Genomic DNA, 25,691 nt, shown 5'->3' with positions numbered 1-25,691 from the left:
GTGCCAGATGTCAGGCGGTGCGGGTGTCAGGCGGTGAGGGTGTCAGGCGGTGCGGGCACGCAGCGCGTCGGTGAGGATCGAGACCAGCGTCTCGACCTGGATGTCCACCGCTGCGGTCTCCTCCTCCTCGGCACCGTCGAGCGCACGCGCCGCGAGCCCGGCCTTGGAGTCGATCAGCTCCGCGATCCGGGTGTCGATCGTCTGCGCGGCGAGGATGCGCCACGCGGTCACCGGCTCGGTCTGGCCGATCCGGTGCACACGGTCGATTGCCTGGGTCTGCTCGGCGTCGGTCCACGAGAGCTCCGCGAGCACCACGTTGGAGGCGACCTGGAGGTTGATGCCGACGCCCGCCGCGGTCAGCGAGCAGACGATGACCTTCACCTCGGGGTCGTTGACGAAGTCGTCGATCGCCTTGGTGCGCGCGGTGGCGGACTGGTCGCCGCGGATCTGCGTATAGCGGATCTCGCGCTTGTCGAAGACCTCACCCGCGGCGTCCATCACGTCGAGGTGCTTGGCGAAGAAGACGACCTTGCCGGTCGAGTGCGCCAGCTGCGCGGTGTAGTCCGCGGCGAGCGTGGCCTTGGCGCGGCCGATCCGGCGCACCATCGCGAAGACGTTCTCGCCGGTGGTGTTGTCGGAGCCCTCGGCCACCTCGCGCTCGGCCACGCGGCGTACCAGGTCGTGGTCGATGCCATCGGCGCCCTCGGCCGAGGCGACCGCGACGGGCGAGGAGCGGCGGGTCTCGATGGCGGCGTCGTAGCGGCCGACGAGGCGCGCGGCGAGCTCGCGCTCGGCCTTCTGGATCGACCGGCCCTCGGCCCCCTCGAGCTCGACGGGGAGGTCGGCCACGCGGCGGGCGGGGATGTCGGCGGCGACGTCCACCTTGCGGCGACGCACGATGCCCATGTCGATCACGGCCTGGCGGGCGGCCGGGTAGAACGGGTGGTCCGCCGGCGTCAGGTGGGTCTCCTCGAGGGCCGCCATCAGGGCCTGGCCCGGCTTGCGCTCCTCGATCCAGCCCAGGAAGTGCCAGATCGCGCGGAAGTCCTCGATGTCGTTGATCAGCGGGGTGCCGGTCAGCGCCATGAGCAGCGGACGGGCCACCCGGCGCCGGATCCGCTCGGAGATCTCCACGACGTACTGCGAGCGCTGCGACTTGCGGTTCTTGATGTAGTGCGCCTCGTCGACCACCATGCCGCGGAAGCCGTGCTCGCCGATCCAGTCGACGTGGCGGTCGAGCACCTCGTAGTTGACGATGATGATGTCGGCGAAGCCGTCGACGTCGTTGCCGTCACCGTGCACGACCGAGACCGAGCGGCCCGGCACCCAGCGGGCGGCCTCCCGGGCCCAGTTCGTCTTGACGACGTTGGGGACGACGCAGAGCAGCGGGTACGCCTCGGCGACCTCGGCCGCGAGTAGCGACTGGGCCGTCTTGCCCAGACCCGGCTCGTCGGCGAGGAGGAAGGTGCGGTGGCCACCGGCGACGGCGGAGAGCAGGCGCGCCTGGTGCTCCATCAGCTCCACGCCCGGCGGCAGCAGCATCGGACGCGGCTCGGGGAGCTCCATGCAGGCCGGCGCTCCGGGCACCGGCTGCTCGAAGGAGTTGAGCAGCGGCCCGATCAGCTCCCAGCCGACGAGCGTGCCCTGCACGCGGCGCACGGCCTGGCTGAAGTCGGGGACGAGGAACGGGTTCGCCAGGCGGGCGGCGATCACCGACGGAGGAGTGGCCTTGCGCTCGGTGCGCGGTGCGGCGCCGTCGGTGTCGGCGGGGGACTCCTCGACTGCCACGGCCTCGGCGGCCTGGCCGGCGGCCTCGAGCATCTCGGCCATGCGGTGCCGCGTGGCCTCGCCGATCTCGGCGTTCTCGTCGAGGAGGGAGAACAGGCCGGGCTCACGGGCGGCGCACTGGGCGAGGATGGTAGCGACGCCGTCGAGGCGCTTCAGCTCGGTGTCGCGCTGCTGCTCGGAGATCTGGTCGTCGGCGCGGACCCGCAGCCGCTCCTTGCGTGCCAGCAGGGCGATCGCCTGGTAGCGGGACCGGTGGGAGAGGCCCTGGCCCTTCTGCACGGCCTGCTCGACCTCGCGGACCGCCTTCGCGAGCACGGGGATGATCCCCTCGTTGTCCCGGCGTCGCGCCTGACCGGCACGGTTGCCGCCGCGGTTGCCGCCGCGGCGGTTGCCCTGTCCGCCGCGGTTGCGACGGCTCGACTGGGTGGGCTGCGTGGACAAGCAGTGCTCCTGTGGTCAGGTCCGACCGCGCACGACGTGGGTCGTGCTGCGCGCGTGGTGAGCGACGTGCCGGTCCCTGCGGGGACGGGCCCAGAAGCCCCGTGCGGTCCGGACTCCCGCGTCCGGCCGGAGGCCAGTGTACGCGTCGGGCGCGTCGGCGTCTGCTGACCGGTCAGGAGGGTGGTGGCCGGTGCCGTACCGCGTCCGCGACAGCCGGACGTGCCTTACCCTCGACAGCGATGAACACCAGCTCCTGCCGCTACTACCGCTCCGGCGTCGAGCACGATCTCAGCATCACCCTCCACCGCGAGTCGGTACGCCGGGGCGCCGGCGCTCCGCCGTACCCGGTCCTGGAGCGCCTCGACCTGACCGGCCTCTGGCTGCCGGTCGACGCCTCGACGCAGGGTCACGACGGGTTCGTCGAGCTGGCCGGGCTGGAGCCGATCGGGCTCGAGGAGGCCGCGGCGGTCTACCGCCGGCTCGGGGAGATGCGGCTGATCCCGCCGACGACGCCGCTGCCCGTCGACCTCGCCGAGGCGCTCGGGCACGAGGACAGCTGGATGCACCGCCCCGTCGGCTCCTGGGTCATGCTGCCGCTGCTGCTCTCGGGCACGCTGCTGGTGTGCCTGGGTGCGCTGGTGCTCCTCGCCCTGGCCTGGATGCTGCTGACCTGAGTCCTCAGAGCGGGCTGGGAGACTGGGCGTCGTCGACCAGCAGCTCCGGGGTGCCGCCGCCGAGCGGTGTCGACCAGATGGAGCTCCTGCCCGCGTCGTCCCGGACGACGTAGCCGATCGTGCGCGCGTCGATCCAGATCGGCTGGTCCACGACGCCGCGCTGCTCGCCGAACTCGACGGTGCCGTGCGTACGGAGGTTCATCACCGCGAGCAGGCCGCGTCCGCGCTCGCCGACGCCGGGACGCACGAAGGCGACCCGCCTGCCGTCGGGGGAGACCGCCGGGTTGGTGACGTCCTCCGCGATCGTCCGCAGCGTGCGGTCGTGGATGCTGCCGACGGCGAGGTAGCGGGTGCCGTCGTGGCTGACGGTGGCATAGAACCGGTCGTCGTCGACGAAGGTCACGCCCCACACCTGGGTGCCGTGCAGTCTCGGGCCGTGCTTGCCCTTCGTCACGGTGTACGCCGCGAGGTCCTCGACCTGCGTGCCCGTGGAGGTGTCGACCACCGAGGTGACGGCCGAGAACGAGCCGCTGAGGGAGCTGCCCCTGGTCAGGGCGGTCCAGGCGACCATCCGACCGCTGGGGGAGACCCGGGCGAGGGCCGGCTCGCCGGCCATCGGCCAGGTCGTGGTGGCCTGGAGGTCGCGGTCCAGGACGGTCGCGGACCATGCGACCGCGTTGATCTTGCGGAGGCAGAGACCGGTGCCGTGGGCGGCGTACACGCGGGCGCAGAGGAGGTCGGAGACGACCGGGGTCCCGTGCAGGGAGATGGCGGTGCCGGTGAGGGACAGCGAGGCGACGTGGCCGTCGACGACGTAGAGCAGGCGGTGCCCCGGTGTCAGGGTCACGCTGCCGGTCCGGGACACGGCTTCGGGGGAGTCCTTCGCCAGCACGCGCAGCCCGACGACGGGAAGCACGATGGCAGCCACCAGCGCCAGCATGAGGAGGGCGCGGAACGTCCCCCTCCTGCGGACGGCATCGCTCCTGCTCACATGTGAAGCCTACGGGCGCGAGGCACCGTCGGGCCGCCTGATCGGGGAGAATGCAGGGGTGCGCACCCCGACCTTCTCCGACGAGACCATCGCCGCCGGTCTGCGTGCTGCAGCCGAGGAGCTGGGCGAGCCGCTCGCCGTCGGGGCGTACGACGCCTGGCGCGCGTCGCACCCGGCCGCGTCGAGCACGCTGGTGATCCGCCGCTTCGGCTCGTGGGTCGGGGCGTGTGCCGCTGCCGGGGTCGCGACCAACAAGACCCGGTCCACGTCGCGGCGCTGGAGCGACGACGACGTCCTGGCCGTCGTGGCGCGCTACCTCGCCGAGGATCCGGGATCGGGCAGCTACGCCGGCTACGTCGCCTGGGCGCGCGGACAGGAGAGTGTCCCGAGCGGGCCGACGCTCCGCCAGCGGGAGCCGAAGTGGAACGAGCTCAAGGCGCGCGCCCTCGCGGCGTACCCGCTCCCCGTCGAAGGGGCCGGTGCGTGAGCCTCTCCTGCCACCACTTCGACGCGGGCAGGTGCGGCTCCTGCGCCCTGCTCCCCACGCCGTACGCCGACCAGCTGGCAGCCAAGCAGGCGGCCGTCCGGGCCCTGCTCGACCCCGTGGCGGGCGGCGTGGAGTGGCTGCCGCCGGTCGCCAGTGCCGAGTCGGGCTTCCGCAACAAGGCGAAGATGGTCGTGACCGGCACGAGCACGGCGCCGGTCCTCGGCATCCTGGCCCCCGCCGGGTCGCAGGCCGCACTGGCCGGGCTGGCCGGCATCGACCTGCGGGACTGTGCGCTCCACACGCCGGGCATCGTGGCCGCCATGGAGGTGCTCGCCGCCTTCATCGCGCGGGCGGACCTCGCGCCCTACGACCTGGGGTCCCGGCGGGGAGAGCTCAAGCACGTCATCGTCACCGAGTCGCCGGACAGCGAGCTGATGGTGCGCTTCGTGCTGCGCTCCCAGGAGCCGGTGGCCCGGATCCGCAAGCACCTCCCGTGGCTCCTCGAGGCGCTGCCGGCCGCGGCGGTCGTCAGCCTCAACCTGCAGCCGGCGCACAAGGCCGTGCTCGAGGGCGAGCGCGAGATCGTCCTGCACGGGTCCACGCTCACGATGCGGCTCAACGGCCTGCCCCTCCACCTCCGGCCCCAGGGCTTCTTCCAGACCAACACCGGCGTCGCCGCCGCGCTCTACGCCCAGGCGACCGAGTGGGTCGAGGACGTGGCGCCGGGGCGCGTGCTCGACCTCTACTGCGGGGTCGGCGGCTTCGCGCTGCACGCGGCCCGTGGCGCGTCGTCGCCCGTCGTGACCGGCATCGAGATCAGCGAGGACGCCGTGGCTGCCGCGCGGCGTACGGCGGAGGAGATGGGGCTGTCCGGGGCGCGTTTCGAGGCCGGTGACGCCACGACGATGGACGCGCTGCTCCCGACGGCCGACCTCGTCGTCGTGAACCCGCCCCGGCGCGGCATCGGTCCGCTGGCGGCGGCCCTCGAGGCGTCGCCGGTGCGCGACGTCGTCTACTCCAGCTGCAACGCCCTGTCGCTCGCGCGCGACCTCGCCGCGATGCCCTCGCTGCGGCCGGTCCGGGCGCGGCTGCTCGACATGTTCCCGCACACGGGTCACTACGAGGTGGTCACTCATCTCACACGGCACTGAGCCGGTACGGCTGGCACAATGTCCGCCATGAACAGGGGTCAGACCGCATGGCGGGTGCTCGCAGCCGTTCCGTTCGTGCTGCTGCTCGCGATCGTCGGCATCAAGCTGACGGCTGGCGACCCCAGCTCCCCGTTCAGCAAGATCCCGGGCGCGCAGACGATCTACCAGCTCGGTGACGACGCCCCGTCCACCAGCGTCGACGCGAAGCTGCCGAAGGGCAGCAAGCACCCGAAGCCGACCCCGACCGGTGCGCTGGCCACGATGCCCAGCGACCTGTCCTCCGAGCTGCTCGCCACCGACGAGGACCCGGCCGCGGACCTGACCGCCCCGGCCGGCCCGACCCGCACCATCAAGCCGACGTCCTCCTCGGGCGGCACGTCCGGCGGCACCTCGGGCGGCGGCGGCACCTCGGGCGGCACCTCCGGTGGGACCTCGGGCGGGGGTGGCACCTCGGGCGGGGGTGGGTCGACCACGTCGCCCAGCCCGTCGCCCACCGACTCGCCGACGCAGTGCGGTCCGATCAAGCACAGCCTCGGCCTCTGCTGACCCTCGGCCCGGGCCAGACGGCGCTGCGCGCCGTGCCCTGCGCGGTCGTGGCGATGCTCGCGCTCGTCGGGGGCTGCGCCTCTCCCGGCGGTGATCTCGTCGGTCGACCGGTCACGACCGGACCCAACCCGTCGTCCGCCAGTACGCCCCCGCCGGGCGGCGGCCTCCGCCGCCCGACCGACGCGCAGCGCGTGGTGGTCCGCTGGGTCACCGACGGGGACACGGTCACCCTCCGGGCCGTACGCCGCGGGGCGCTGCCACTGCAGGTCGACACCCACGTCCGGCTGCTCGAGATCGACACCCCGGAGTCCAAGGACCCCGACCTGCCCGTGCAGTGCCTCGCCCTCCGGGCGACCGCCGCCACCGAGCGGCTGCTGCCACGGGGGAGCACGGCCTGGGTCCAGACCGACCGGGAGCTCCACGACCGCTACGGACGTACCCTCGGCTACGTGTGGAACGCGCACGGCGTCTTCGTCAACGAGGCCCTCGTACGCCGCGGTCTGGCCCGGGTCCTCTTCTTCCGTCCCAACGACCGGCACCTCGCCCGCATGCGTTCCGCCGAGGCTGCCGCCCGTGCGGCGGGGCGCGGCCTGTGGACGCGCTGCCCCTCCACTCCCTGAGGGCGCTGGCACTCGGTTTGGTCGAGTGCTAACGTCGGCGCTGGCACTCTCGTAGTGAGTGTGCCAACGCTTGCGACACGGTGCGACCCCCGCGACGGCGCTCTGGATCGCAGGCGAAGACTTCGCCGCGGGCGCCCGCCCGCCGGCATCCGGCACAACGTGGAAAGTGGAGGTCGACCGTGTCGATCAACATCAAGCCCCTCGAGGACCGCATCATCGTCAAGCAGGTCGAGGCCGAGCAGACCACCGCCTCCGGCCTGGTCATCCCGGACACCGCCAAGGAGAAGCCCCAGGAGGGCGAGGTCCTGGCCATCGGTCCGGGTCGCATCGACGACAACGGCAACCGCGTCCCGCTCGACGTGGCCGTCGGCGACAAGGTCATCTACTCGAAGTACGGCGGCACCGAGGTCAAGTACCAGGGCGGCGAGTACCTCATCCTGAGCGCCCGCGACATCCTCGCGGTCATCGGCTGATGCCGAAGATCCTCGCGTTCGACGAGGACGCGCGCCGCTCCCTCGAGCGTGGCGTCGACGCCCTCGCCAACGCCGTCAAGGTGACGCTCGGCCCGAAGGGCCGCTACGTCGTCCTGGACAAGAAGTGGGGCGCCCCGACCATCACCAACGACGGCGTGACCGTCGCGCGTGAGGTCGAGCTCGACGACCCGTTCGAGAACCTCGGTGCGCAGCTCACCAAGGAGGTCGCGACCAAGACCAACGACGTGGCCGGTGACGGCACCACCACGGCGACGGTCCTGGCGCAGGCGATGGTGCACGAGGGCCTCCGGGCCGTCGCGGCCGGTGCCAACCCCATGGGCCTCAAGCGCGGCATGGACGCCGCGGCCGCCAAGGTCTCCGAGGCGCTGCTCGCGGCTGCCCGTGAGGTCGACTCGAAGGACGACATGGCCAACGTCGCGACGATCTCGTCGCGTGACAGCCACATCGGCGAGCTTCTCGCCGACGCCTTCGACAAGGTCGGCAAGGACGGCGTCATCACCGTCGACGAGTCCAACACCATGGGCACCGAGCTGGAGTTCACCGAGGGCATGCAGTGGGACAAGGGCTTCACGTCCCCCTACTTCGTGACCGACCCGGAGCGCATGGAGGCCGTCCTCGACGACGCCTACATCCTCATCAACCAGGGCAAGATCTCCTCGATCCAGGAGCTCCTGCCGGTCCTCGAGAAGGTCATGCAGACCGGCAAGCCGCTGGTCATCATCGCCGAGGACGTCGAGGGCGAGGCGCTGTCGACGCTGGTGGTCAACAAGATCCGCGGCACGTTCAACGCGCTCGTGGTCAAGCCCGCCGGCTTCGGTGACCGCCGCAAGGCGATCCTCCAGGACATCGCGATCCTGACCGGTGGTCAGGTCGTCGCCCCGGAGGTCGGCCTCAAGCTCGACCAGATCGGTCTCGAGGTCCTCGGGCGCGCTCGCCGCGTCGTGGCGACCAAGGACAACACGACGATCGTCGAGGGCGCCGGCGACGCCGCCGCCGTCGAGGCCCGCGTGCACCAGATCAAGATGGAGATCGAGAAGTCGGACTCCGACTGGGACACCGAGAAGCTGCAGGAGCGCCTGGCCAAGCTGGCCGGCGGCGTCTGCGTCATCAAGGTGGGTGCCGCGACCGAGGTCGAGCTCAAGGAGAAGAAGCACCGGATCGAGGACGCCGTCTCCGCGACGCGCGCCGCGATCGAGGAGGGCATCGTCTCCGGCGGTGGCTCGGCGCTCATCCACGCGGTCTCGGTCCTCGCTGACGACCTCGGCCTCGAGGGCGACGAGGCGGTCGGCGTGCGCATCGTGCGCAAGGCCGCCGACGAGCCGCTGCGCTGGATCGCCGAGAACGGTGGCGAGAACGGCTACGTCGTGACCACCAAGGTCCGCGACGGTGGCGAGGCCAACGGCCCGGCGTACGGCTTCAACGCCGCGACCGGCGAGTACGGCGACCTGGTCGCCCAGGGCGTCCTCGACCCGGTCAAGGTCACCCGCTCGGCGCTGGTCAACGCCACCTCCATCGCAGCCATGCTGCTGACGACGGAGACGCTGGTCGCTGACAAGCCGGTCGAGGAGGAGCCCGAGGCCGCCGGCCACGGGCACGGCCACGGCCACGGTCACTGACCGACACGGCACGACGACGAGGCGTCGCTCCCCGGTGGGGCGGCGCCTCGTCGGCTTCTCCGGGACCTACGTCCTACGGGCATGGTCCGGCCGGGCCATGCGGATCCCCTACGAAAGGCGGACGCCCGGGTCGGGGTGTGCTGCCTAGGCTTGGCGCCGTGAAGGACCCTGCTGTGACCGGACAGCTGCTGACCACGGTGGTCGAGCAGCTCTCGACCGCCGACTCCGTCGAGCGCGTGACCGCGATCGTCGCAGCCGCCGTGCGCGACCTCATGGAGGCCGACGGGGCGACGTTCGTGCTGTGCGAGGACGCGAAGTGCTTCTACGCCGACGAGGACGCGGTCGGTCCGCTCTGGAAGGGCTCGCGCTTCCCGCTCAGCGCCTGCGTCAGCGGCTGGGCGATGCTCCACGGCGAGCCCGCGGTCATCCCCGACATCTACCTCGACGACCGGGTGCCGCACGATGCCTACCGGCCGACGTTCGTGAAGAGCATGGCGATGGTGCCGATCCGCTCCGAGGATCCCATCGGCGCGCTGGGGGCGTACTGGAGCGAGCCGCACACGCCGTCGCCCGAGCAGGTCCGCCTGGTCGAGGTCCTGGCCGGCAGCGCGGCCGTCGCGCTGGAGAACCTCGAGCTCCGGGGCGCCGTCGTACGCCGGGTCGCCGAGCGCGACCACCTCGAGTCGGCCGTCCACACGCTCGTGCACGACCTCCGCAACCCGCTCTTCGCGATGCTCGGCTGCGCCGAGCTGCTGGTCGACGAGGCGGACCCCGAGTCGGTCCGGGAGCTGGCCCGGACCATCCTGCGATCCGGCCAGCGGCTGGACGCGCAGATCGACCGGATGCTCGCTGTCTACCGGATCACGCACGCCGAGCTGCGGCCCGAGCAGATCGACCTGACGGCTCTGGCGGGGGAGATCGCGCAGCCGCTGGTACGCAGCGCCGGGCGCTCGGTCGACCTGGACATCGAGGACGGGCTGCGGGCCCACCTGGACCCCGTCATGGCCGACCTGATGCTGCGCAACCTGCTGGACAACGCCTTCAAGTACACCGGTCGCCAGGACTCCCCGCGGATCCGGCTGGCCCGCACGTCCGTGGGGCCACGTCAGGACACCTTCGTGGTCGCCGACAACGGCGCGGGCTTCGACCCGCGGCGCACCGAGGACCTGTTCCGTCCGCTGACGCGGTTGCACGACAGCCGGGAGTTCCCCGGCACCGGGCTGGGCCTGGCCTCGGTGGCGCGGATCGTGGAGCTGCACGGCGGCACCATCCGTGCCGAGGGCCGGGTCGGGGCGGGTGCGTCGTTCTACCTCTCCCTGCCGCACGCCGCCTGAGGTCCGCGCGGCCTGCTGACGCAGGCCGCCGGCCTCCGGGCTCCCTCGCGGGCGACGGTCTCAGGCGATCAGGAGAGCGGCGTACCGCTGAGGTCGAGCTCGCCGAAGACGGTGGTGAAGATCCGCAGGCAGCGCTGCGTCATCTCCTCGGGGGAGTCGCCGGGGTGGTCGAGCCACCACGTCACCAGGGAGCGGAAGATCGACTCCCAGGCGGCCCGCATCGCGTCGATGTCGAGGTCGTCGTGGTTGCCCGAGAGGTGCATCATCTCGGCGACGCCCTCGCGGCCGAAGTCGACGATGCGGCGCTCGTGCTCGGCGAGCCAGACCTGCGCCTCGCCCCCGCGGGGAGCGGTGGCGTCGAAGACCACCCGCCAGAGCCATGGCCGGGGCTCGAGCAGGCGGAACATGCCGTCGAGGGTGAGGGCGGCGCGGGCGAAGCCGACCGCGCCCGACGCGGCCGTGCGCTCGATCTCGCTGACCAGCGCCGCCGAGGCGTGCTGGACGCAGGCGACGTGGAGCCCGTCCTTGGAGCCGAAGTAGTTGTAGATGAGCGGCTTCGAGATGCCCGCGGCCTCGGCTACGTCGGCCACCGAGGTCCCGATGTAGCCCCGCTCGCCGAAGAGCCGACAGCCGGCCTCGATGATCTGGGCCTCGCGCTCGGGGCGCGCAACGCCCTTCGTGCCGGCGTTGGGGCGCGGGGTGCGGGTGGCGCTGCTCACGGAGCAGAGTCTAGACATGGCATATGACCCGGAGTTAACTTACTCAAGAGTCATATAGATCGACAGGAACGCCCCTGCGGCCGACACCTGTCTGGCCAGAACCCGGAGAACCCATGTACGACCTCGACCAGGTGCTCTCGCTGCAGCACAACCCGGTGGCCTGTGCCATCCCGTTCTTCCTGCTGTCGATCGTCCTTGAGATCGCGGCGATGACCTGGCTCGACGACGACGGGGTCGCCTCGGGCGGGAAGCCGCGCACGGGCTACCTCTCGCGCGACTTCTGGGCCTCGATCTCGATGGGCCTCGGCTCGATCTTCTGGCTGACCCTCTTCAAGGTGCTGACCTTCTTCCTCTACCAGTGGGTCTACCTCAACGTGGCACCCTTCCAGTGGGGGACCGGCAGCGTCGCCTATTGGGTCGCGGCGATGCTCGCGCTCGACCTCGCCTTCTACTGCACGCACCGCTTCGTGCACGAGCACAACATCGGCTGGGCCGCTCACCAGTCGCACCACTCCAGCGAGTACATGAACTTCGGCACGGCGCTCCGGCAGAAGTGGAACCCCTGGTTCGACCTCGTCTTCTTCCTGCCGCTGCCGCTCCTCGGCTTCGCGCCGTGGACCCTCTACGTCTGCTTCAGCGTCAACCTGGTCTGGCAGTTCTTCACGCACACCGAGCTGATCGGCAAGCTGCCGCGCGGGTTCGAGTTCGTCTTCAACACCCCCTCGCACCACCGCGTGCACCACGGGTCCGACGAGATCTACCTCGACCGCAACTACGCCGGCATCCTCATCATCTGGGACCGCATGTTCGGCACGTTCCAGGAGGAGATCCAGCGCCCCACGTACGGCCTGACCTACAAGGTCGACACCTACAACACCTTCAAGCTCGAGTACGCCGCCTTCGGTGTCCTGCTGCGCCAGGTGTGGGGCGCAGCGACCTGGCGTGACCGCTGGGGCTACGTGTGGGGCCCTCCGGGGTGGGCGCCGGCCGAGCAGGCCGAGGCCGAGAAGCAGCCCGCTGCCTGAGTCGGCGGCCGCCGGGCGCGCGCCGTGGCGGAGGGCTCCGTCGTGACGTTTGCACGGGCGAAACATTCCCGACCCGGCGCGGCAATCCCGCACTGTCACCGTAGGTCCTGAAGCACCGTCGACCTGAGGGAGATCGTCATGCTGTGGAGAGTCCGCGCCACCCTTCCGGACCAGCCCGGAACGCTCGCAGTCCTTGCGCAGAACTTCGGCGACTCCGGCGTGAACATCCTCGGCCTGCAGATCTTCCCCGGCGTCGACACGGTGACCGACGAGCTCATCCTGCGTACGCCGTCAGGGTGGAGCGAGGCCGACCTCGCACGGCTCGTCGAGCGGTCCGGTGGCACCGGTGCGTCCGCCGTCCGCTGCACGGAGAACGCCCTGGTCGACCAGCCCACGCGCTACGTGCGTGCGGCCCGCGCGATCGCCGGCCACCCGGCGTCGTTCCCGGACGTGGTGGCCAAGCTCTTCGACGCCGAGGCCGACCGTGGTCCCGACGGCGTGGAGCAGGACGTCATGGAGCTCACCGTGGGTGACGTCGACGTGCAGATCCGGCGCGCCGCTCCGTTCACGCCGACCGAGATCGCGCGCGGCGCCGCGCTCGCGGACCTCGTCGCCGACCAGATGGACCGCATGCGGGGCAAGCCCGTGGTGACGGCCCCGGTCCGTGTCTCCGGCGACGCACAGCTCTCGACCACCATCAACGGTGTCGAGGCGACGCTGGACGGCGTGACCGTCGGCTGGGCCAGGCTGAGGCTCAGCGAGGAGCCCGGCGTGCTCGAGCTGTCCCTGCGCGTCGACCCGGCGTGGCAGCGCCACGGCGTGGGTCGTCGCCTCCTGCGGGAGGCGGCGCGCGTCGCTGTGACGAGGCAGGCCACCGAGATCGTGATGACCACCAGCACGGACAACGAGGCCGTGCTGCCGATGGTCCTCGCGGCGGGCCTGCGGGGCCGGATCCGGATGGCGTCGGAGACGCTCACGGTGCGGGTGCCGCTGCGTGACCTCAAGCCGGTCCCGGCCTGACCCGACGACCGTCCGCGAGCGGGCGGCCGGGGGCTGTCCGTAGCTGCCGGCCGGTGTCGTACCGGCTCCGGCCGCCCTCTAGAATGGCGCAATGGAGCTCCCCGACAAGTTCGCCGCACTCGGCCTCACGTACGACGACGTCCTGCTGCTGCCGGGGGAGTCGGACCTCAACCCGGCCGACATCGACACCACCTCGAAGCTCACCCGCGAGATCTCGCTGAAGGTTCCGCTGATCTCCGCGGCGATGGACACCGTCACCGAGTCGCGCATGGCGATCGCCATGGCGCGTCAGGGCGGCATCGGCATCCTGCACCGCAACCTGTCGACCGAGGAGCAGGCCTACCAGGTCGACCTGGTCAAGCGGACCCAGACCGGCATCATCTCCAACCCGGTGACGATCACCGCCGACAAGACGCTCGAGCAGCTCGACGCGATCTGCGGTGAGTACCGCGTGTCCGGCCTCCCGGTCGTCGACACCGACAACAACCTCGTCGGCATCATCACCAACCGCGACCTGCGCTTCACGCCGGTCGCCGAGTGGGTCACGACCAAGGTCGACGAAGTCATGACCCGCATGCCGCTCATCACGGGCCCGGCGGGCATCTCCCGTGACGACGCGACCCTGCTGCTGCGCAAGCACAAGCTCGAGCGCCTTCCGCTCGTCGACGACAACGGCAAGCTCGCCGGCCTGATCACGGTCAAGGACTTCGTCAAGGGTGAGCAGTTCCCCGACGCCTCGCGCGACGGCGACGGACGCCTCCTCGTCGGTGCCGCCGTCGGTTACTTCGGTGACGCCTGGGAGCGCGCGACCACCCTCGTCGAGGCCGGTGTCGACGTGCTCGTCGCCGACACCGCGCACGGCCACGTGCACCTCCTGCTCGACATGGTCCGCAAGCTGAAGAACGACCCCGCGACCCGGCACGTCCAGGTCATCGGCGGCAACGTCGCGACCCGGGCCGGCGCGCAGGCCTTCGTCGACGCCGGTGCCGACGCGGTCAAGGTCGGCTTCGGTCCCGGCTCCATCTGCACCACCCGCGTGGTCACGGGCTGTGGCGTCCCGCAGGTGACCGCGGTGTACGAGGCGTCCCTCGCCGCGACCCCGGCCGGTGTGCCGGTCATCGCGGATGGTGGCCTCCAGCAGTCCGGCGACATCGCCAAGGCGCTCGTCGCCGGTGCGTCGACGGTCATGATCGGCTCCATGCTGGCCGGCACGGAGGAGTCGCCCGGCGAGATCGTCTTCCACCAGGGCAAGCAGTTCAAGGCCTACCGCGGCATGGGCTCGCTCGGGGCGATGTCCTCGCGCGGCAAGAAGTCGTACTCGAAGGACCGCTACTTCCAGGCCGAGGTCACCAGCGACGACAAGATCGTGCCCGAGGGCGTCGAGGGCCGCGTCGCCTACCGTGGTCCGCTCTCCGCCGTCACGCACCAGCTCGTCGGCGGCCTCCAGCAGTCGATGTTCTACGTCGGCGCGCGCACGGTTCCGGACCTGCAGGCCAAGGGTCAGTTCATCCGGATCACCTCGGCGTCGCTGAAGGAGAGCCACCCGCACCACATCGAGATGACGGTCGAGGCGCCCAACTACTCGGCGCGCTGACGCTGCCACGTCGTCCGCGAGGCCCGGTCCACCTGTGGGTGGGCCGGGCCTCGCGGTCGTACGCCTGCGTGCGGGTTCGCGCAGGCGGGGCGCGCGTGCGGACTAGATTCGGCGCATGAGCGAGGGGAGTGGCGGCACCGTCCGGGCGGACGCGTGGTGCTGGGCGGTACGGCTCTACAAGAGCCGGTCGCAGGCGACCGCCGGTGCGAAGGCGGGCCACATCCGGATCAACGGCGTGCGGGCCAAGGCGTCGCAGCCGGTCAAGATCGGTGACGAGGTCCGCGTCACGGTGACCTTTCCCGGAGGCGCCCGCGAGCACGTCCTCATCGTGAAGCAGTTGCTGGTCAAGCGCGTGGGTGCGCCACTCGCGGCGCTGGCGTACGAGGACCGCACGCCCGCGCTCCCGCCCCGGGAGGAGCGGGCCGCGCCGGTCTTCGCGCGGGAGCGGGGCGCCGGTCGACCCACCAAGCGCGAACGCCGCGAGCTCGACCAGCTGCGCGGCCGCTGACCCGCCTGTCACGCGCGTCCTTGCCGTTGCACGGGGCCGACCCGGTCGGCTGCGCGCGGGAGAGCCGTCACCTCCGGCGACTACTGCCGTTGTCATCGATGTGAACACGTCGAAGCAGGTCACCCGTCGTAGCGTCCTCGGTGGATCGGCGGCTGTCGCCGCCGCCGGTGTGGCACTGGGCCCGATGTCCCCGGCCCTGGCCGTCGAGCGCAGGAAGGTCGCCGTCCTCGGCGGCGGCATGGCCGGCCTGTCGGCGGCGTTCGAGCTGGTGGAGCGGGGCTACGAGGTCACCGTCTACGAGCGCAACGCGCTCGGCGGCAAGGCGCGCAGCATCCCGGTCGCGGGGACCGCCGCGGGCGGTCGCCTGCCCCTTCCGGGCGAGCACGGCTTCCGCTTCTTCCCCGGCTTCTACAAGCACATCCCCGACACCATGACGCGGATCCCGTTCGCGGCCAACAGGAACGGTGTGAAGGACAACCTGGTCGCGGCGCCGATCCCGTACTTCCCGCGGTCGGGCGGGCGCAACGACCAGCAGTTCTTCGGCTTCCTGCCGGACCCGCGCGACCTGATGACCCCGGCGGCGGTCGAGCGGCTCGTCGTCGACGAGTGGCTCAGCCGGGAGGGCATCATGCCCGACGAGGCGGCGTACTTCGCCTCGCGCCTGGTGGTCTACCTCTCGAGCTGCGACGCGCGCCGCATGGGTGAGTGGGAGAAGACGTCGTGGTGGGACTTCGTCGGTGCCGCGACGCGCTCGAAGGAGTACCAGAACGTCGCGGCGCGAGGCCTGACCCGCGCCCTCGTCGCGGCGAAGGAGGAGATCGCCAGCACGCGCACGATCGGCAACATGGCGGAGGCGTTCATCTACGCGCTCGCCGGCCTGGGGACGACCGGCCACGCGGACCAGGTCCTCGACGGGCCGACGAACGAGGTGTGGATCGACCCGTGGGTGGGGTTGCTGCGCCAGAAGGGCGTCCGCTTCGTGACCGGCGCGACCGTCACCGGCCTCACCGTCGGCAGCGGCCGCATCAGTGGTGCCCGGGCGCGACGCGCAGACGGCACGGCGTTCACGATCACGGCTGACTGGTACGTCAGCGCGATGCCCGTCGAGCGGGTCGCCCGCCTGCTCACGGCGCCGGTCCTCGCCCTCGACCCGTCCCTGGCCCGCCTGCACAACCTCTACACGGACTGGATGAACGGCCTGCAGATCTTCCTCAAGCGGAAGGTCGAGATCACCCGGGGTCACATCGCGTTCCTCGATTCGCCGTGGTCCATCACGGGCCTCACGCAGGGGCAGTTCTGGGAGAAGGACTTCGCCGCGACGTACGGCGACGGCACCGCGGTCGACTGCCTCTCCATCGACATCTCCGACTGGACGACGCCGGGCATCCTCTACGGCAAGACCGCGAAGGAGTGCACGCGCCAGGAGATCTTCGACGAGGCGTGGGCGCAGATGAAGGCGGCGCTCGAGGACACCGGCGACTCGGTGCTGCCCGACGACATCGTGCACTCGTGGCACCTCGACCCGGGCATCCGGTTCCACCCCTCCACGGGCTCCAACACCAACGAGGAGCCACTGCTGGTCAACACCGTCGACTCGTGGAAGGACCGTCCGACCTCGACCACGCGGATCCCCAACTTCTTCCTCGCCGGCGACTACGTGCGCACCAACATCGACCTCGCGACGATGGAGGGCGCCAACGAGTCGGGCCGCACCGCCGCCAACGCGATCCTCGCGGCGTCGGGGTCGACCGCGACGCGCGCGAAGATCATGCCGATGTACCGCCCGGTCGAGTGGGAGGCCTTCAAGGTCGTCGACGCGGCGCGCTACAGGCTGGGCCAGAAGAACGTCTTCGACGTGGGTCGGTGAGCAGCAGGTCGGGGGAGCGCGCCGGTCGCCACTAGACTGCGACCGTGACTGAGATCGAGATCGGCCGCGCCAAGCGTGCTCGCCGCGCGTACTCCTTCGACGACATCGCGATCGTGCCCTCGCGGCGTACGCGCGATCCCGAGGAGGTCAGCGTCGCCTGGCAGATCGACGCCTACCGCTTCGACCTCCCGGTCGTCGCCGCGCCGATGGACTCGGTCATGTCGCCGTCGACCGCCATCGCCCTGGGCAAGCTGGGCGGCCTGGGCGTCCTCAACCTCGAGGGCCTCTGGACCCGCTACGAGGACCCGACGTCCCTGCTCGAGGAGGTCGCCGGCCTGCGTGGGCTCGACGCGACCCGCCGCATGCAGGAGATCTACGCCGAGCCGATCAAGCCCGAGCTCATCACCGCGCGCCTCCGGGAGATCCGCGAGTCCGGTGTGACCGTCGCCGGCTCCCTCTCGCCGCAGCGGACCAAGGAGTTCGCCAAGTGCGTCGTCGACGCCGGCGTCGACATGTTCGTCATCCGCGGCACCACCGTCTCCGCCGAGCACGTCTCGAGCCAGGCCGAGCCGCTGAACCTCAAGGAGTTCATCTACGAGCTGGACGTGCCGGTCATCGTCGGTGGCTGCGCGACGTACACCGCTGCCCTGCACCTGATGCGCACCGGTGCCGCCGGCGTGCTCGTGGGCTTCGGCGGCGGTGCCGCGCACACCACGCGCACGGTGCTGGGTGTCGCCGTGCCCATGGCCTCGGCCGTCGCCGATGTCGCCGCGGCTCGTCGTGACTACCTCGACGAGTCCGGCGGCCGCTACGTCCACGTGATCGCCGACGGCTCGATCGGCCGCTCGGGCGACATCTCCAAGGCGATCGCCTGTGGTGCCGACGCCGTCATGGTGGGCTCGCCGTTCGCCCGTGCTTCCGACGCGCCCGGCGCCGGCTTCCACTGGGGCACGGAGGCGCACCACGCAGACCTGCCGCGTGGCGAGCGCGTCGAGTTCGGCACGGTCGGCACGATCGAGGAGATCCTCTTCGGCCCGTCCCGTGTCGCCGACGGCACGATGAACCTCATCGGCGCCCTCAAGCGCTCGATGGCCACGACCGGCTACACGGAGCTCAAGGAGTTCCAGCGCGTGGAGATCGTCGTCGAGAGCTGAATCGCAGCCGAACTGCCCTGTCGGCGCGCCATTCCTGTCCCCGCGCGGGGCAGGGGAGGTAGACATGGGGCATGGGTAACGCGAGCGCGTTGAGTCCACAGGCGCGGGAGACCGCGCTCCAGCAGCTGGGCACGCCCGGCAACGAGGTCGACGTCCTCGTCGTCGGCGGGGGCATCACGGGAGCAGGCGCTGCGCTCGATGCGGTCACCCGCGGCCTCACGGTCGGGCTGCTCGAGCAGCGCGACCTGGCATCCGGCACCTCGAGCCGCAGCTCGAAGCTGGTCCACGGCGGGCTGCGCTATCTCGAGATGATGGACTTCGGCCTCGTCCGCGAGGCACTGACCGAGCGGGGCCTGCTGCTGACCAAGCTCGCACCGCACCTGGTGAAGCCGGTCCCGTTCCTCTACCCGCTGACCCACCGCGGGTGGGAGCGCGGGTACGTCGGAGCCGGCCTCGCGCTCTACGACACCATGGCCCGCGTCGGTGGCCACGACGCCGGGCTGCCGCGACACCGCCACCTCACGCGCAAGGGCGTCGCCCGCGTCGCCCCCGACTTCAAGGCGGAGCGGCTCGCCGGCGCGATCCAGTACTGGGACGCGCAGGTCGACGACGCGCGGCTGGTGCTGACGGTCGCCCGCACCGCCGCCCAGCACGGAGCCCACATCGCGACCCGCACGAAGGTGACGGGGTTCCTCCGCGAGGGCGAGCGCGTGATCGGCGTGCGGGCGCGTGACCTCGAGACGGGGCGCGACCTGGAGATCCGGGCCCGCGTCGTCGTCAACGCCGCTGGTGTCTGGACCGACGAGATCCAGGGCCTCGTCGGCGGCCGCGGCTCGCTCCACGTCAAGGCGAGCAAGGGCATCCACATCGTCGTGCCGCGCGACCGCATCCGCTCCGAGTCCGGCTTCATCGTGCGCACCGAGACCAGCGTGCTCTTCGTCATCCCGTGGGGCCGCCACTGGATCATCGGCACCACCGACACCGCCTGGGACCTCGACCGGGCGCACCCGGCCGCGAGCCGTGCCGACATCGACTACGTGCTCGAGCACGTCAACCGGATCCTGCGGGAGCCGCTCGACCACGAGGACGTCGAGGGCGTGTACGCCGGTCTGCGGCCGCTGCTCTCCGGCGAGTCCGAGCCGACCAGCCGGATCAGCCGCGAGCACACCGTGGTCACGCCCGTGCCGGGCCTGGTGATGATCGCCGGCGGCAAGCTGACGACGTACCGGGTGATGGCGCGCGACGCCGTCGACGCCGCGAGCCACTCGCTGCGCAGCGGCGGGTCGCCGATGGTGCGCGACTCGATCACCGACCGCGTGCCACTGGTCGGCGCCGATGGCTACGAGACCCGCGCCAACCAGCGGGTCATGCTGGCTCGCCGCAGTGGCCTGCACCTGGCCCGGATCGACCACCTGCTCGGCCGCTACGGCGGGCGGATCGACGACGTCCTCGACCTGGTCGCGGACCGTCCGGAGCTCTCGGCTCCGCTCGCCGGTGCGGAGGACTACCTGGCCGCCGAGGTGGTCCACGCGGTGACCCACGAGGGTGCGCGCCACCTCGACGACGTGCTGGTCCGGCGTACCCGGATCTCGATCGAGACCTTCGACCGGGGAGTGGGTGCCGCCCCGGAAGCGGCCCGCCTCATCGGGGAGCTCCTGGGCTGGACCGAGGAGCGCCTGGCTGCCGAGGTCGACCACTACCGGCGGCGCGTGGCGGCCGAGCGCCAGAGCCAGAAGATGATGACCGACCAGGAAGCCGACGAGGCGCGCGTGAGCCTGCCCGACCTCATCTGAGGAGTGTCACTCTCCGGTTGACATCACGGGGCCGAGTGTCAAGTCTCACACCTGTTGAACGCTGGTTAATGAGACAACGTGTCGCCTACTCTCGACCCATGAGCGCACGCAACAACGAGCCGGCCGACAAGAGCGGCACCGTCGAGGGCCCGCACGACCCCGAGCACAACATCGAGGGCTCCTACGCCCTCGACCCGCAGTACGTCGCCTCGCTGACCGGTCAGCTGCTGGCGACCTCCGGCGACGGGGTCCCGTCGGTCTCGCCGATCAACGGCCAGCCGCTCGGTGTCATCCCGCAGTCGTCGATCGACGATGTCGACACGGCCTTCGCCCGCGCGCGCGCCGCGCAGGCGAAGTGGGCTCGCACCTCGATCGACGAGCGCGCCGCGATCCTCATGCGCTTCCACGACCTCGTGCTGGCCAACGCCGACGAGATCATGGACATCGCCGTCTGGGAGTCCGCGAAGGCCCGTCGCGACGCCTACAACGAGGTCTACCACGTCGCGCTGACCGCGCGGTACTACGCGCGCAGTGCCCACCGCCACCTCGACACCCAGCGCCGTCAGGGCGTCCTGCCGGCCCTGACCCGCATCGACCTCAACCGCGTGCCCAAGGGCGTCGTCGGCATCATCTCGCCGTGGAACTACCCGTTCACGATGGCGATGTCCGACGGCATCCCGGCGCTCATGGCCGGCAACGCCGTGGTCGCCAAGGCCGACAGCCAGACCATGCTGACCGCGCTCGTCGGTGTGAAGCTGCTCCGCGAGGCCGGCTTCCCCGAGGACCTGTGGATCCCGGTCGCGGGCCCCGGCTCGAAGGTCGGCACCGCGCTCATCGAGCGGGCCGACTACATCTGCTTCACCGGCTCCACCGCGACCGGCAAGCGCGTCGCCGCGGGCTGTGCCGAGCGCCTCATCAACTGCTCGCTCGAGCTCGGTGGCAAGAACCCGATCCTGATCCTCGAGGACGCCAACATCGAGCGTGCCGCGGAGGGTGCGGTTCGCGCGACGTACTCCAACGCGGGCCAGCTCTGCGTCTCGACCGAGCGCATGTTCGTCGCCGACGCGATCTACGACCGCTTCGTGGGCCGCTTCGTCGCCCGCACCGAGGCGATGACCCTGGGCGCCGGCCAGGACTGGGCCATCGACATGGGCTCGCTCATCTCGCAGGACCAGCTCGACACCGCTCTCGCCCACATCGAGGACGCCAAGGCCAAGGGCGCCACGGTGCTCACCGGAGGCAAGCACCGCCCGGACATCGCGCCGTACTTCCTCGAGCCGACGATCCTCGAGGGCGTCACCCCCGAGATGGACATCTACGCCAACGAGACCTTCGGTCCGGTCATCTCGATCTACCGCTTCCACGAGGAGACCGAGGCGATCGCGCTCGCCAACGAGGGCTGCTACGGCCTCAACGCGTCGGTCTGGACCAAGGACGCCAAGCGCGGCCGCGCCATCGCCCGCGAGATCAAGGCGGGCACGGTCAACGTCAACGAGGCGTACGGCGCCACGTTCGGCTCGCTCGAGGCTCCGATGGGCGGCATGCGTGAGTCGGGCCTCGGCCGCCGCCAGGGCGCCGAGGGCATCCACCGCTACACCGAGGTGCAGTCCGTCGGCACGCAGCGGGTCATGCCGCTCGCGGCGTTCGGCCCGCTGAGCAACAAGCAGTTCGCAGCGATCTCGACGTTCAACGAGAAGCTCCTCGCGAAGTTCGGTCGCACCTCGTGAGCGGCCAGGTGACGGGTGGCCAGCACTACGACGTCCTGGTCATCGGCTCCGGCTTCGGCGGCTCGGTCTCGGCGCTGCGCCTGACCGAGAAGGGCTACAAGGTCGGCGTGCTGGAGGCGGGTGCCCGCTTCCGCGACGAGGACTTCGCCAAGAACTCCTGGGACCTGAAGAAGTTCCTCTTCAACCCCGCGATCGGCGCCTACGGCATCCAGCGCATCGACATGGTCAAGGACTGCCTGATCCTCGCCGGCGCGGGCGTCGGCGGTGGCTCGCTGGTCTACGCCAACACGCTCTACGAACCGCTCGACGCGTTCTACAAGGACCGCTCCTGGGCGCACATCACCGACTGGAAGTCGGAGCTGGCGCCCTACTACGACCAGGCCAAGCGCATGCTCGGCGTCGTCATCAACCCGGTCGAGACCGCCTCGGACCGCGAGGTCGCGAAGGTGGCCGCGCAGTTCGGCACGGCCGACTCGCTGCACATGACCCCGGTGGGTGTCCTGTTCGGCGGCGAGGACGGTCGCGACGGCGGCAAGGAGGTCGAGGACCCGTACTTCGGCGGCGCCGGCCCGCGGCGTACGACGTGCACCAACTGCGGCGAGTGCATGACCGGCTGCCGCCACGGTGCCAAGAACACGCTGGTGAAGAACTACCTCTACCTGGCCGAGCAGGCCGGCGCCGAGGTGCACCCGCTGACCACCGTCACCGACGTCCGCCCGAAGGTGGGCGGCGGCTACACCGTCACCGCCCGCTGGACCAAGGCGAAGCTGTCGCGCAAGACCGCGGTCAAGACCTTCACGGCCGACCACGTCATCTTCGCCGCCGCCGCGCTGGGCACCCAGAAGCTGCTGCACAAGCTCAAGGACGAGGGCTCGCTGCCCAAGGTCTCCGACCGCCTCGGCGTGCTCACGCGCACCAACTCGGAGTCGATCCTCGGTGTCATCTCCGAGCGGGGAGCCGACGTCGACTTCACCGACGGCGTCGCGATCACCTCCTCGTGGCACCCCGACGAGGTCACCCACATCGAGCCGGTCCGCTACGGCAAGGGCTCCAATGCCATGTCGCTCATGCAGACGGTGCTCTCCGACGGTGGCCCCGGCCGCTTCGGCCGATGGGCGAAGGACTACGCCAAGCTCTGGCTCAACCCGAAGAACGTCTCCAACCTGTACGACGTCAAGCACTGGTCCGAGCGGGTGGTGATCCTGCTGGTCATGCAGACCCTCGACAACTCGATCACGACGCGTCGGGTGAAGCTGCCCGGTGGCGGCTCCTTCATGACCTCGAAGCAGGGTCACGGCGGCGAGAACCCGACGTGGATCCCGGTCGCGAACGAGGCCGCGCGCCAGATGGCGGACAACATGAACGGCGTCGCGGGCGGCACCATCGGCGAGCCGTTCAACGTGCCGCTGACGGCGCACTTCATCGGCGGCTGCACGATCGGCGACTCGCCGGAGACCGGCGTGGTCGACCCGTTCCACCGGATGTACGGCTACGAGGGCCTGCACATCATGGACGGCTCGACGATCTCGGCGAACCTCGGTGTGAACCCGTCGCTGACGATCACCGCCCAGGCCGAGCGCGCCCTCTCGTTCTGGCCCAACAAGGGCGAGGCGGACACCCGCCCCGCCCAGGGTGAGGCCTACCGCCGGATCGAGCCGGTCCAGCCGAAGAACCCGGTCGTCCCCGAGGCTGCTCCCGCAGCGCTGCGGCTGCCGATCGTGGGCATCAGCTGACGGTGGCGTGACGCCACCCACGCCCCCTGCGCCACACGCGCACCACCGTGACGGCCCGGTCCCGAAACTTTCGGGGCCGGGCCGTAACGCGTCCGGGGAGGGTTCGTTGCACGAAGTGGGCCCGGAGAGTCTTGCTCCCTCCCATGCCGGGTCCCATGTCCGCGCTGTTCCACGAAAGCGTGGATGGCCAGGACCCCGCCACCCTCCCTCCCCGGCGGGGTCCTGGTGCGTTCGGCGGGGTCGGACCCCGGCGGCACAGGCTCCCTCCCCGGCGGGGTCCTGGTGCGTTCGGCGGGGAGGTGGCGGCGGACGGGCGTCCGGGAGAGCGGCGTACGGACGTTAGAATCCGCGCGTGACTGACACTTCGCACGACCTCGTCCTCGTCGTCGACTTCGGGGCGCAGTACGCGCAGCTGATCGCGCGCCGCGTCCGCGAGGCCAGGGTCTACTCCGAGATCGTGCCGCACACGCTGCCCGTCGCCGAGATGCTGGCGAAGAAGCCGAAGGCGATCATCCTCTCCGGCGGTCCGTCGTCGGTCTACGAGGAGGGCGCCCCGTCACTCAACGGCGAGCTCTTCACCGGCGAGGTCCCTGTCTTCGGCATGTGCTACGGCTTCCAGACGATGGCCCAGGCCCTCGGCGGCGAGGTCTCCGCGACCGGCCTGCGCGAGTACGGCCGCACCCCTGTCCAGGTCGTCGAGCACGGCGTGCTGATGGCGGGCATGCCCTCGGCCCACAACGTCTGGATGTCGCACGGCGACCAGGTCGTCAAGGCGCCGGAGGGCTTCACGGTCCTCGCCTCGACGGAGCTGACCCCGGTCGCGGCGTTCGAGGACGTCGCCCGCGGCTACGCCGGTGTGCAGTGGCACCCCGAGGTGCTCCACTCCGAGCACGGCCAGCAGGTGCTCGAGCACTTCCTGTGGAACATCGCGGGATGTCGCCAGACCTGGACGATCGGCAACATCGCCGAGGAGCAGATCGCCCGGATCAAGGAGCAGATCGGCGAGGAAGGTCGCGCGATCTGCGGCCTCTCCGGAGGTGTCGACTCCGCCGTCGCCGCTGCCATCGTGCAGAAGGCGATCGGCGACCGCCTCACCTGCGTGTACGTCGACCACGGCCTCATGCGCAAGGACGAGACCGAGCAGGTCGAGCGCGACTTCGTCGCAGCCACGGGCGCGAAGCTGATCGTCGTCGACGCCGAGAAGCAGTTCCTCGACGCGCTTGCCGGCGTCTCGGAGCCGGAGGCCAAGCGCAAGATCATCGGCCGCGAGTTCATCCGCGCGTTCGAGGGTGCCGAGCTCGAGGTCATCAAGTCGGCGCCCGAGGGCACGAAGGTCGGCTTCCTCGTCCAGGGCACGCTCTACCCGGACGTCGTCGAGTCCGGCCACGGCGCGGGCACCTCGACCATCAAGTCCCACCACAACGTCGGCGGCCTCCCGGAGGACCTCGAGTTCGAGCTGGTGGAGCCGCTGCGTGAGCTCTTCAAGGACGAGGTGCGTGCCGTCGGTGCGCAGCTCGGCCTGCCGGACGTCATCGTCCAGCGGCAGCCGTTCCCGGGTCCGGGTCTGGGCATCCGCATCGTCGGTGAGGTCACCCGCGAGCGTCTCGACATCCTCCGCGAGGCCGACGCGATCGCTCGCGAGGAGATGACCAAGGCCGGCCTCGACGGCTCGATCTGGCAGATGCCGGTCGTGCTGCTCGCCGACGTCCGCTCGGTCGGCGTCCAGGGCGACGGTCGCACCTACGGCCACCCGGTCGTGCTGCGTCCGGTCACCTCCGAGGACGCGATGACCGCGGACTGGGCCCGCCTGCCCTACGAGGTGCTGGAGAAGATCTCGACGCGGATCACCAACGAGGTCAAGGAGATCAACCGGGTGACGCTGGACGTGACGTCCAAGCCCCCGGGCACGATCGAATGGGAGTGAGCGAGGAGGGCTCCGGAGGAAGCGCGAGCGCAGCGAGTGCTTGCGGAGGAGCCCGACGAGCGAGCGACCAGCGGCCGAAGGCCGCCTGGGAGTGAGCGAGGAGGCCCCCTGAGCCACCAGGGCCGCCCGACCTGCCGATGAGTACGGCGAGTCGGGCGGCCTTGTCGTGTCCGACGGCTGGCAGACAACGACAACGGCCCCGACCGATGCTCGGTCGGGGCCGCGTCACGCCGGGCCGCGGAAGGGGGCGTCCCTGGCCCGGCGGTCTCGGGGCGTCACCTCTGCGGGAACGCGCATCCCCCGGGCAGGCCCAGCCTGCGGAAGACCAGCGCTGCGGGGCAGAACCCCGTGAACGCCGACTGCAGCAGGTTGGCGCCCACGAAGCAGGTGAGCAGCAGGAACCACGGCGAGACCACGGCGACCAGCAAGGCGCTGACCAGGGTCATGGTGCCGGCGAGGACCAGGACGGCGCGGTCGACGGTCAT

Annotated in this window: 22 protein-coding genes; 18 read left to right on the top strand and 4 right to left on the bottom strand. The window is 71.0% G+C overall.

Annotation, left to right across the window (positions count from 1 at the left end; genetic code table 11):
* Positions 1-42: 42 nt before the first annotated feature.
* Entirely contained in the window at positions 43-2,229 is a 2,187-nt protein-coding gene (locus tag Q5722_RS04470) for a DEAD/DEAH box helicase (protein WP_305027010.1), read from the bottom strand.
* A 239-nt stretch (positions 2,230-2,468) separates the two neighbouring features.
* Between Q5722_RS04470 and Q5722_RS04465 the strand changes: the two genes are divergently transcribed.
* On the top strand, positions 2,469-2,903 hold the full coding sequence (locus Q5722_RS04465; protein ID WP_305027009.1) for a hypothetical protein: 435 nt from the start codon (positions 2,469-2,471) through the stop codon (positions 2,901-2,903).
* Between the two features lie 4 nt (positions 2,904-2,907).
* Here the strand turns inward: Q5722_RS04465 and Q5722_RS04460 are convergent, their stop codons facing one another.
* On the bottom strand, positions 2,908-3,894 hold the full coding sequence (locus Q5722_RS04460; protein WP_305027008.1) for a TolB-like translocation protein: 987 nt from the start codon (positions 3,892-3,894) through the stop codon (positions 2,908-2,910).
* Between the two features lie 58 nt (positions 3,895-3,952).
* Here Q5722_RS04460 and Q5722_RS04455 point away from each other — a divergent pair, with 58 nt between their 5' ends.
* From Q5722_RS04455 to Q5722_RS04425, 7 genes are all read left to right on the top strand, one after another.
* Positions 3,953-4,381, top strand: a complete 429-nt coding sequence (locus tag Q5722_RS04455) for a homing endonuclease associated repeat-containing protein (protein WP_305027007.1) — start codon at positions 3,953-3,955, stop codon at positions 4,379-4,381.
* Complete coding sequence (gene rlmC / locus Q5722_RS04450) at positions 4,378-5,532, top strand: 23S rRNA (uracil(747)-C(5))-methyltransferase RlmC (protein ID WP_305027006.1); 1,155 nt, start codon at positions 4,378-4,380, stop codon at positions 5,530-5,532. The genes Q5722_RS04455 and rlmC overlap by 4 nt, the downstream gene beginning before the upstream one ends.
* Before the next feature lie 27 nt (positions 5,533-5,559).
* Positions 5,560-6,078, top strand: coding sequence for a hypothetical protein (locus Q5722_RS04445; RefSeq protein WP_305027005.1), 519 nt, complete (start codon positions 5,560-5,562; stop codon positions 6,076-6,078).
* A gap of 53 nt (positions 6,079-6,131) precedes the next feature.
* Positions 6,132-6,698: a thermonuclease family protein gene (locus tag Q5722_RS04440; RefSeq protein ID WP_305028331.1), complete on the top strand. Its 567-nt coding sequence runs from the start codon at positions 6,132-6,134 to the stop codon at positions 6,696-6,698.
* A 179-nt stretch (positions 6,699-6,877) separates the two neighbouring features.
* Entirely contained in the window at positions 6,878-7,171 is a 294-nt protein-coding gene (gene groES / locus Q5722_RS04435; protein WP_305027004.1) for a co-chaperone GroES, read from the top strand.
* A complete protein-coding gene (gene groL / locus Q5722_RS04430; protein ID WP_305027003.1) occupies positions 7,171-8,808 on the top strand; it encodes a chaperonin GroEL in 1,638 nt (545 codons plus the stop codon). The genes groES and groL overlap by 1 nt, the downstream gene beginning before the upstream one ends.
* Positions 8,809-8,966: 158 nt before the next feature.
* Entirely contained in the window at positions 8,967-10,142 is a 1,176-nt protein-coding gene (locus Q5722_RS04425) for a sensor histidine kinase (RefSeq protein ID WP_305027002.1), read from the top strand.
* Positions 10,143-10,210: 68 nt separating this feature from the next.
* On the opposite strand, the gene Q5722_RS04420 is transcribed toward Q5722_RS04425, so the two are convergent.
* Positions 10,211-10,861, bottom strand: a complete 651-nt coding sequence (locus Q5722_RS04420; RefSeq protein ID WP_305027001.1) for a TetR/AcrR family transcriptional regulator — start codon at positions 10,859-10,861, stop codon at positions 10,211-10,213.
* A 113-nt stretch (positions 10,862-10,974) separates the two neighbouring features.
* On the opposite strand from Q5722_RS04420, the gene Q5722_RS04415 reads away from it, so the two are divergent.
* The 10 genes from Q5722_RS04415 (at position 10,975) to guaA (ending at position 25,206) form a co-directional block, all read left to right on the top strand.
* Positions 10,975-11,886 carry a sterol desaturase family protein gene (locus tag Q5722_RS04415; RefSeq protein WP_305027000.1) on the top strand — a complete coding sequence of 304 codons (912 nt, stop codon included), beginning with the start codon at positions 10,975-10,977 and terminating at the stop codon, positions 11,884-11,886.
* A 138-nt stretch (positions 11,887-12,024) separates the two neighbouring features.
* Positions 12,025-12,906 (top strand): GNAT family N-acetyltransferase, encoded by an 882-nt coding sequence (locus tag Q5722_RS04410; protein ID WP_305026999.1) that lies wholly within the window; start codon positions 12,025-12,027, stop codon positions 12,904-12,906.
* 91 nt (positions 12,907-12,997) lie between these two features.
* Positions 12,998-14,500 (top strand): IMP dehydrogenase, encoded by a 1,503-nt coding sequence (gene guaB, locus Q5722_RS04405; RefSeq protein WP_305026998.1) that lies wholly within the window; start codon positions 12,998-13,000, stop codon positions 14,498-14,500.
* Positions 14,501-14,615: 115 nt separating this feature from the next.
* Complete coding sequence (locus Q5722_RS04400) at positions 14,616-15,008, top strand: RNA-binding S4 domain-containing protein (RefSeq protein WP_305026997.1); 393 nt, start codon at positions 14,616-14,618, stop codon at positions 15,006-15,008.
* Positions 15,009-15,108: 100 nt separating this feature from the next.
* Positions 15,109-16,875, top strand: coding sequence for a hydroxysqualene dehydroxylase (locus Q5722_RS04395; protein ID WP_305026996.1), 1,767 nt, complete (start codon positions 15,109-15,111; stop codon positions 16,873-16,875).
* 44 nt (positions 16,876-16,919) lie between these two features.
* Entirely contained in the window at positions 16,920-18,029 is a 1,110-nt protein-coding gene (locus Q5722_RS04390) for a GuaB3 family IMP dehydrogenase-related protein (RefSeq protein ID WP_305026995.1), read from the top strand.
* A 71-nt stretch (positions 18,030-18,100) separates the two neighbouring features.
* A complete protein-coding gene (locus tag Q5722_RS04385; RefSeq protein ID WP_305026994.1) occupies positions 18,101-19,822 on the top strand; it encodes a glycerol-3-phosphate dehydrogenase/oxidase in 1,722 nt (573 codons plus the stop codon).
* Positions 19,823-19,920: 98 nt separating this feature from the next.
* On the top strand, positions 19,921-21,549 hold the full coding sequence (locus Q5722_RS04380) for a succinic semialdehyde dehydrogenase (RefSeq protein WP_305026993.1): 1,629 nt from the start codon (positions 19,921-19,923) through the stop codon (positions 21,547-21,549).
* The gene (locus tag Q5722_RS04375) at positions 21,546-23,282 is read left to right on the top strand and encodes a GMC oxidoreductase (protein ID WP_305026992.1); all 1,737 of its coding nucleotides are present in this window, start codon (positions 21,546-21,548) and stop codon (positions 23,280-23,282) included. Before Q5722_RS04380 ends, Q5722_RS04375 begins: the two co-directional genes overlap by 4 nt.
* A gap of 352 nt (positions 23,283-23,634) precedes the next feature.
* A complete protein-coding gene (guaA, locus tag Q5722_RS04370; RefSeq protein WP_305026991.1) occupies positions 23,635-25,206 on the top strand; it encodes a glutamine-hydrolyzing GMP synthase in 1,572 nt (523 codons plus the stop codon).
* Positions 25,207-25,481: 275 nt separating this feature from the next.
* On the opposite strand, the gene Q5722_RS04365 is transcribed toward guaA, so the two are convergent.
* Positions 25,482-25,691 (bottom strand): YgaP family membrane protein, encoded by a 210-nt coding sequence (locus Q5722_RS04365; RefSeq protein WP_305026990.1) that lies wholly within the window; start codon positions 25,689-25,691, stop codon positions 25,482-25,484.

Source organism: Nocardioides jiangxiensis, from assembly GCF_030580915.1.
In the GTDB taxonomy this organism is placed as follows: domain Bacteria; phylum Actinomycetota; class Actinomycetes; order Propionibacteriales; family Nocardioidaceae; genus Nocardioides; species Nocardioides jiangxiensis.
The sequence above is the reverse complement of the archived record's forward strand: the minus strand, read 5'-3'. Positions and strand labels throughout refer to the sequence as shown.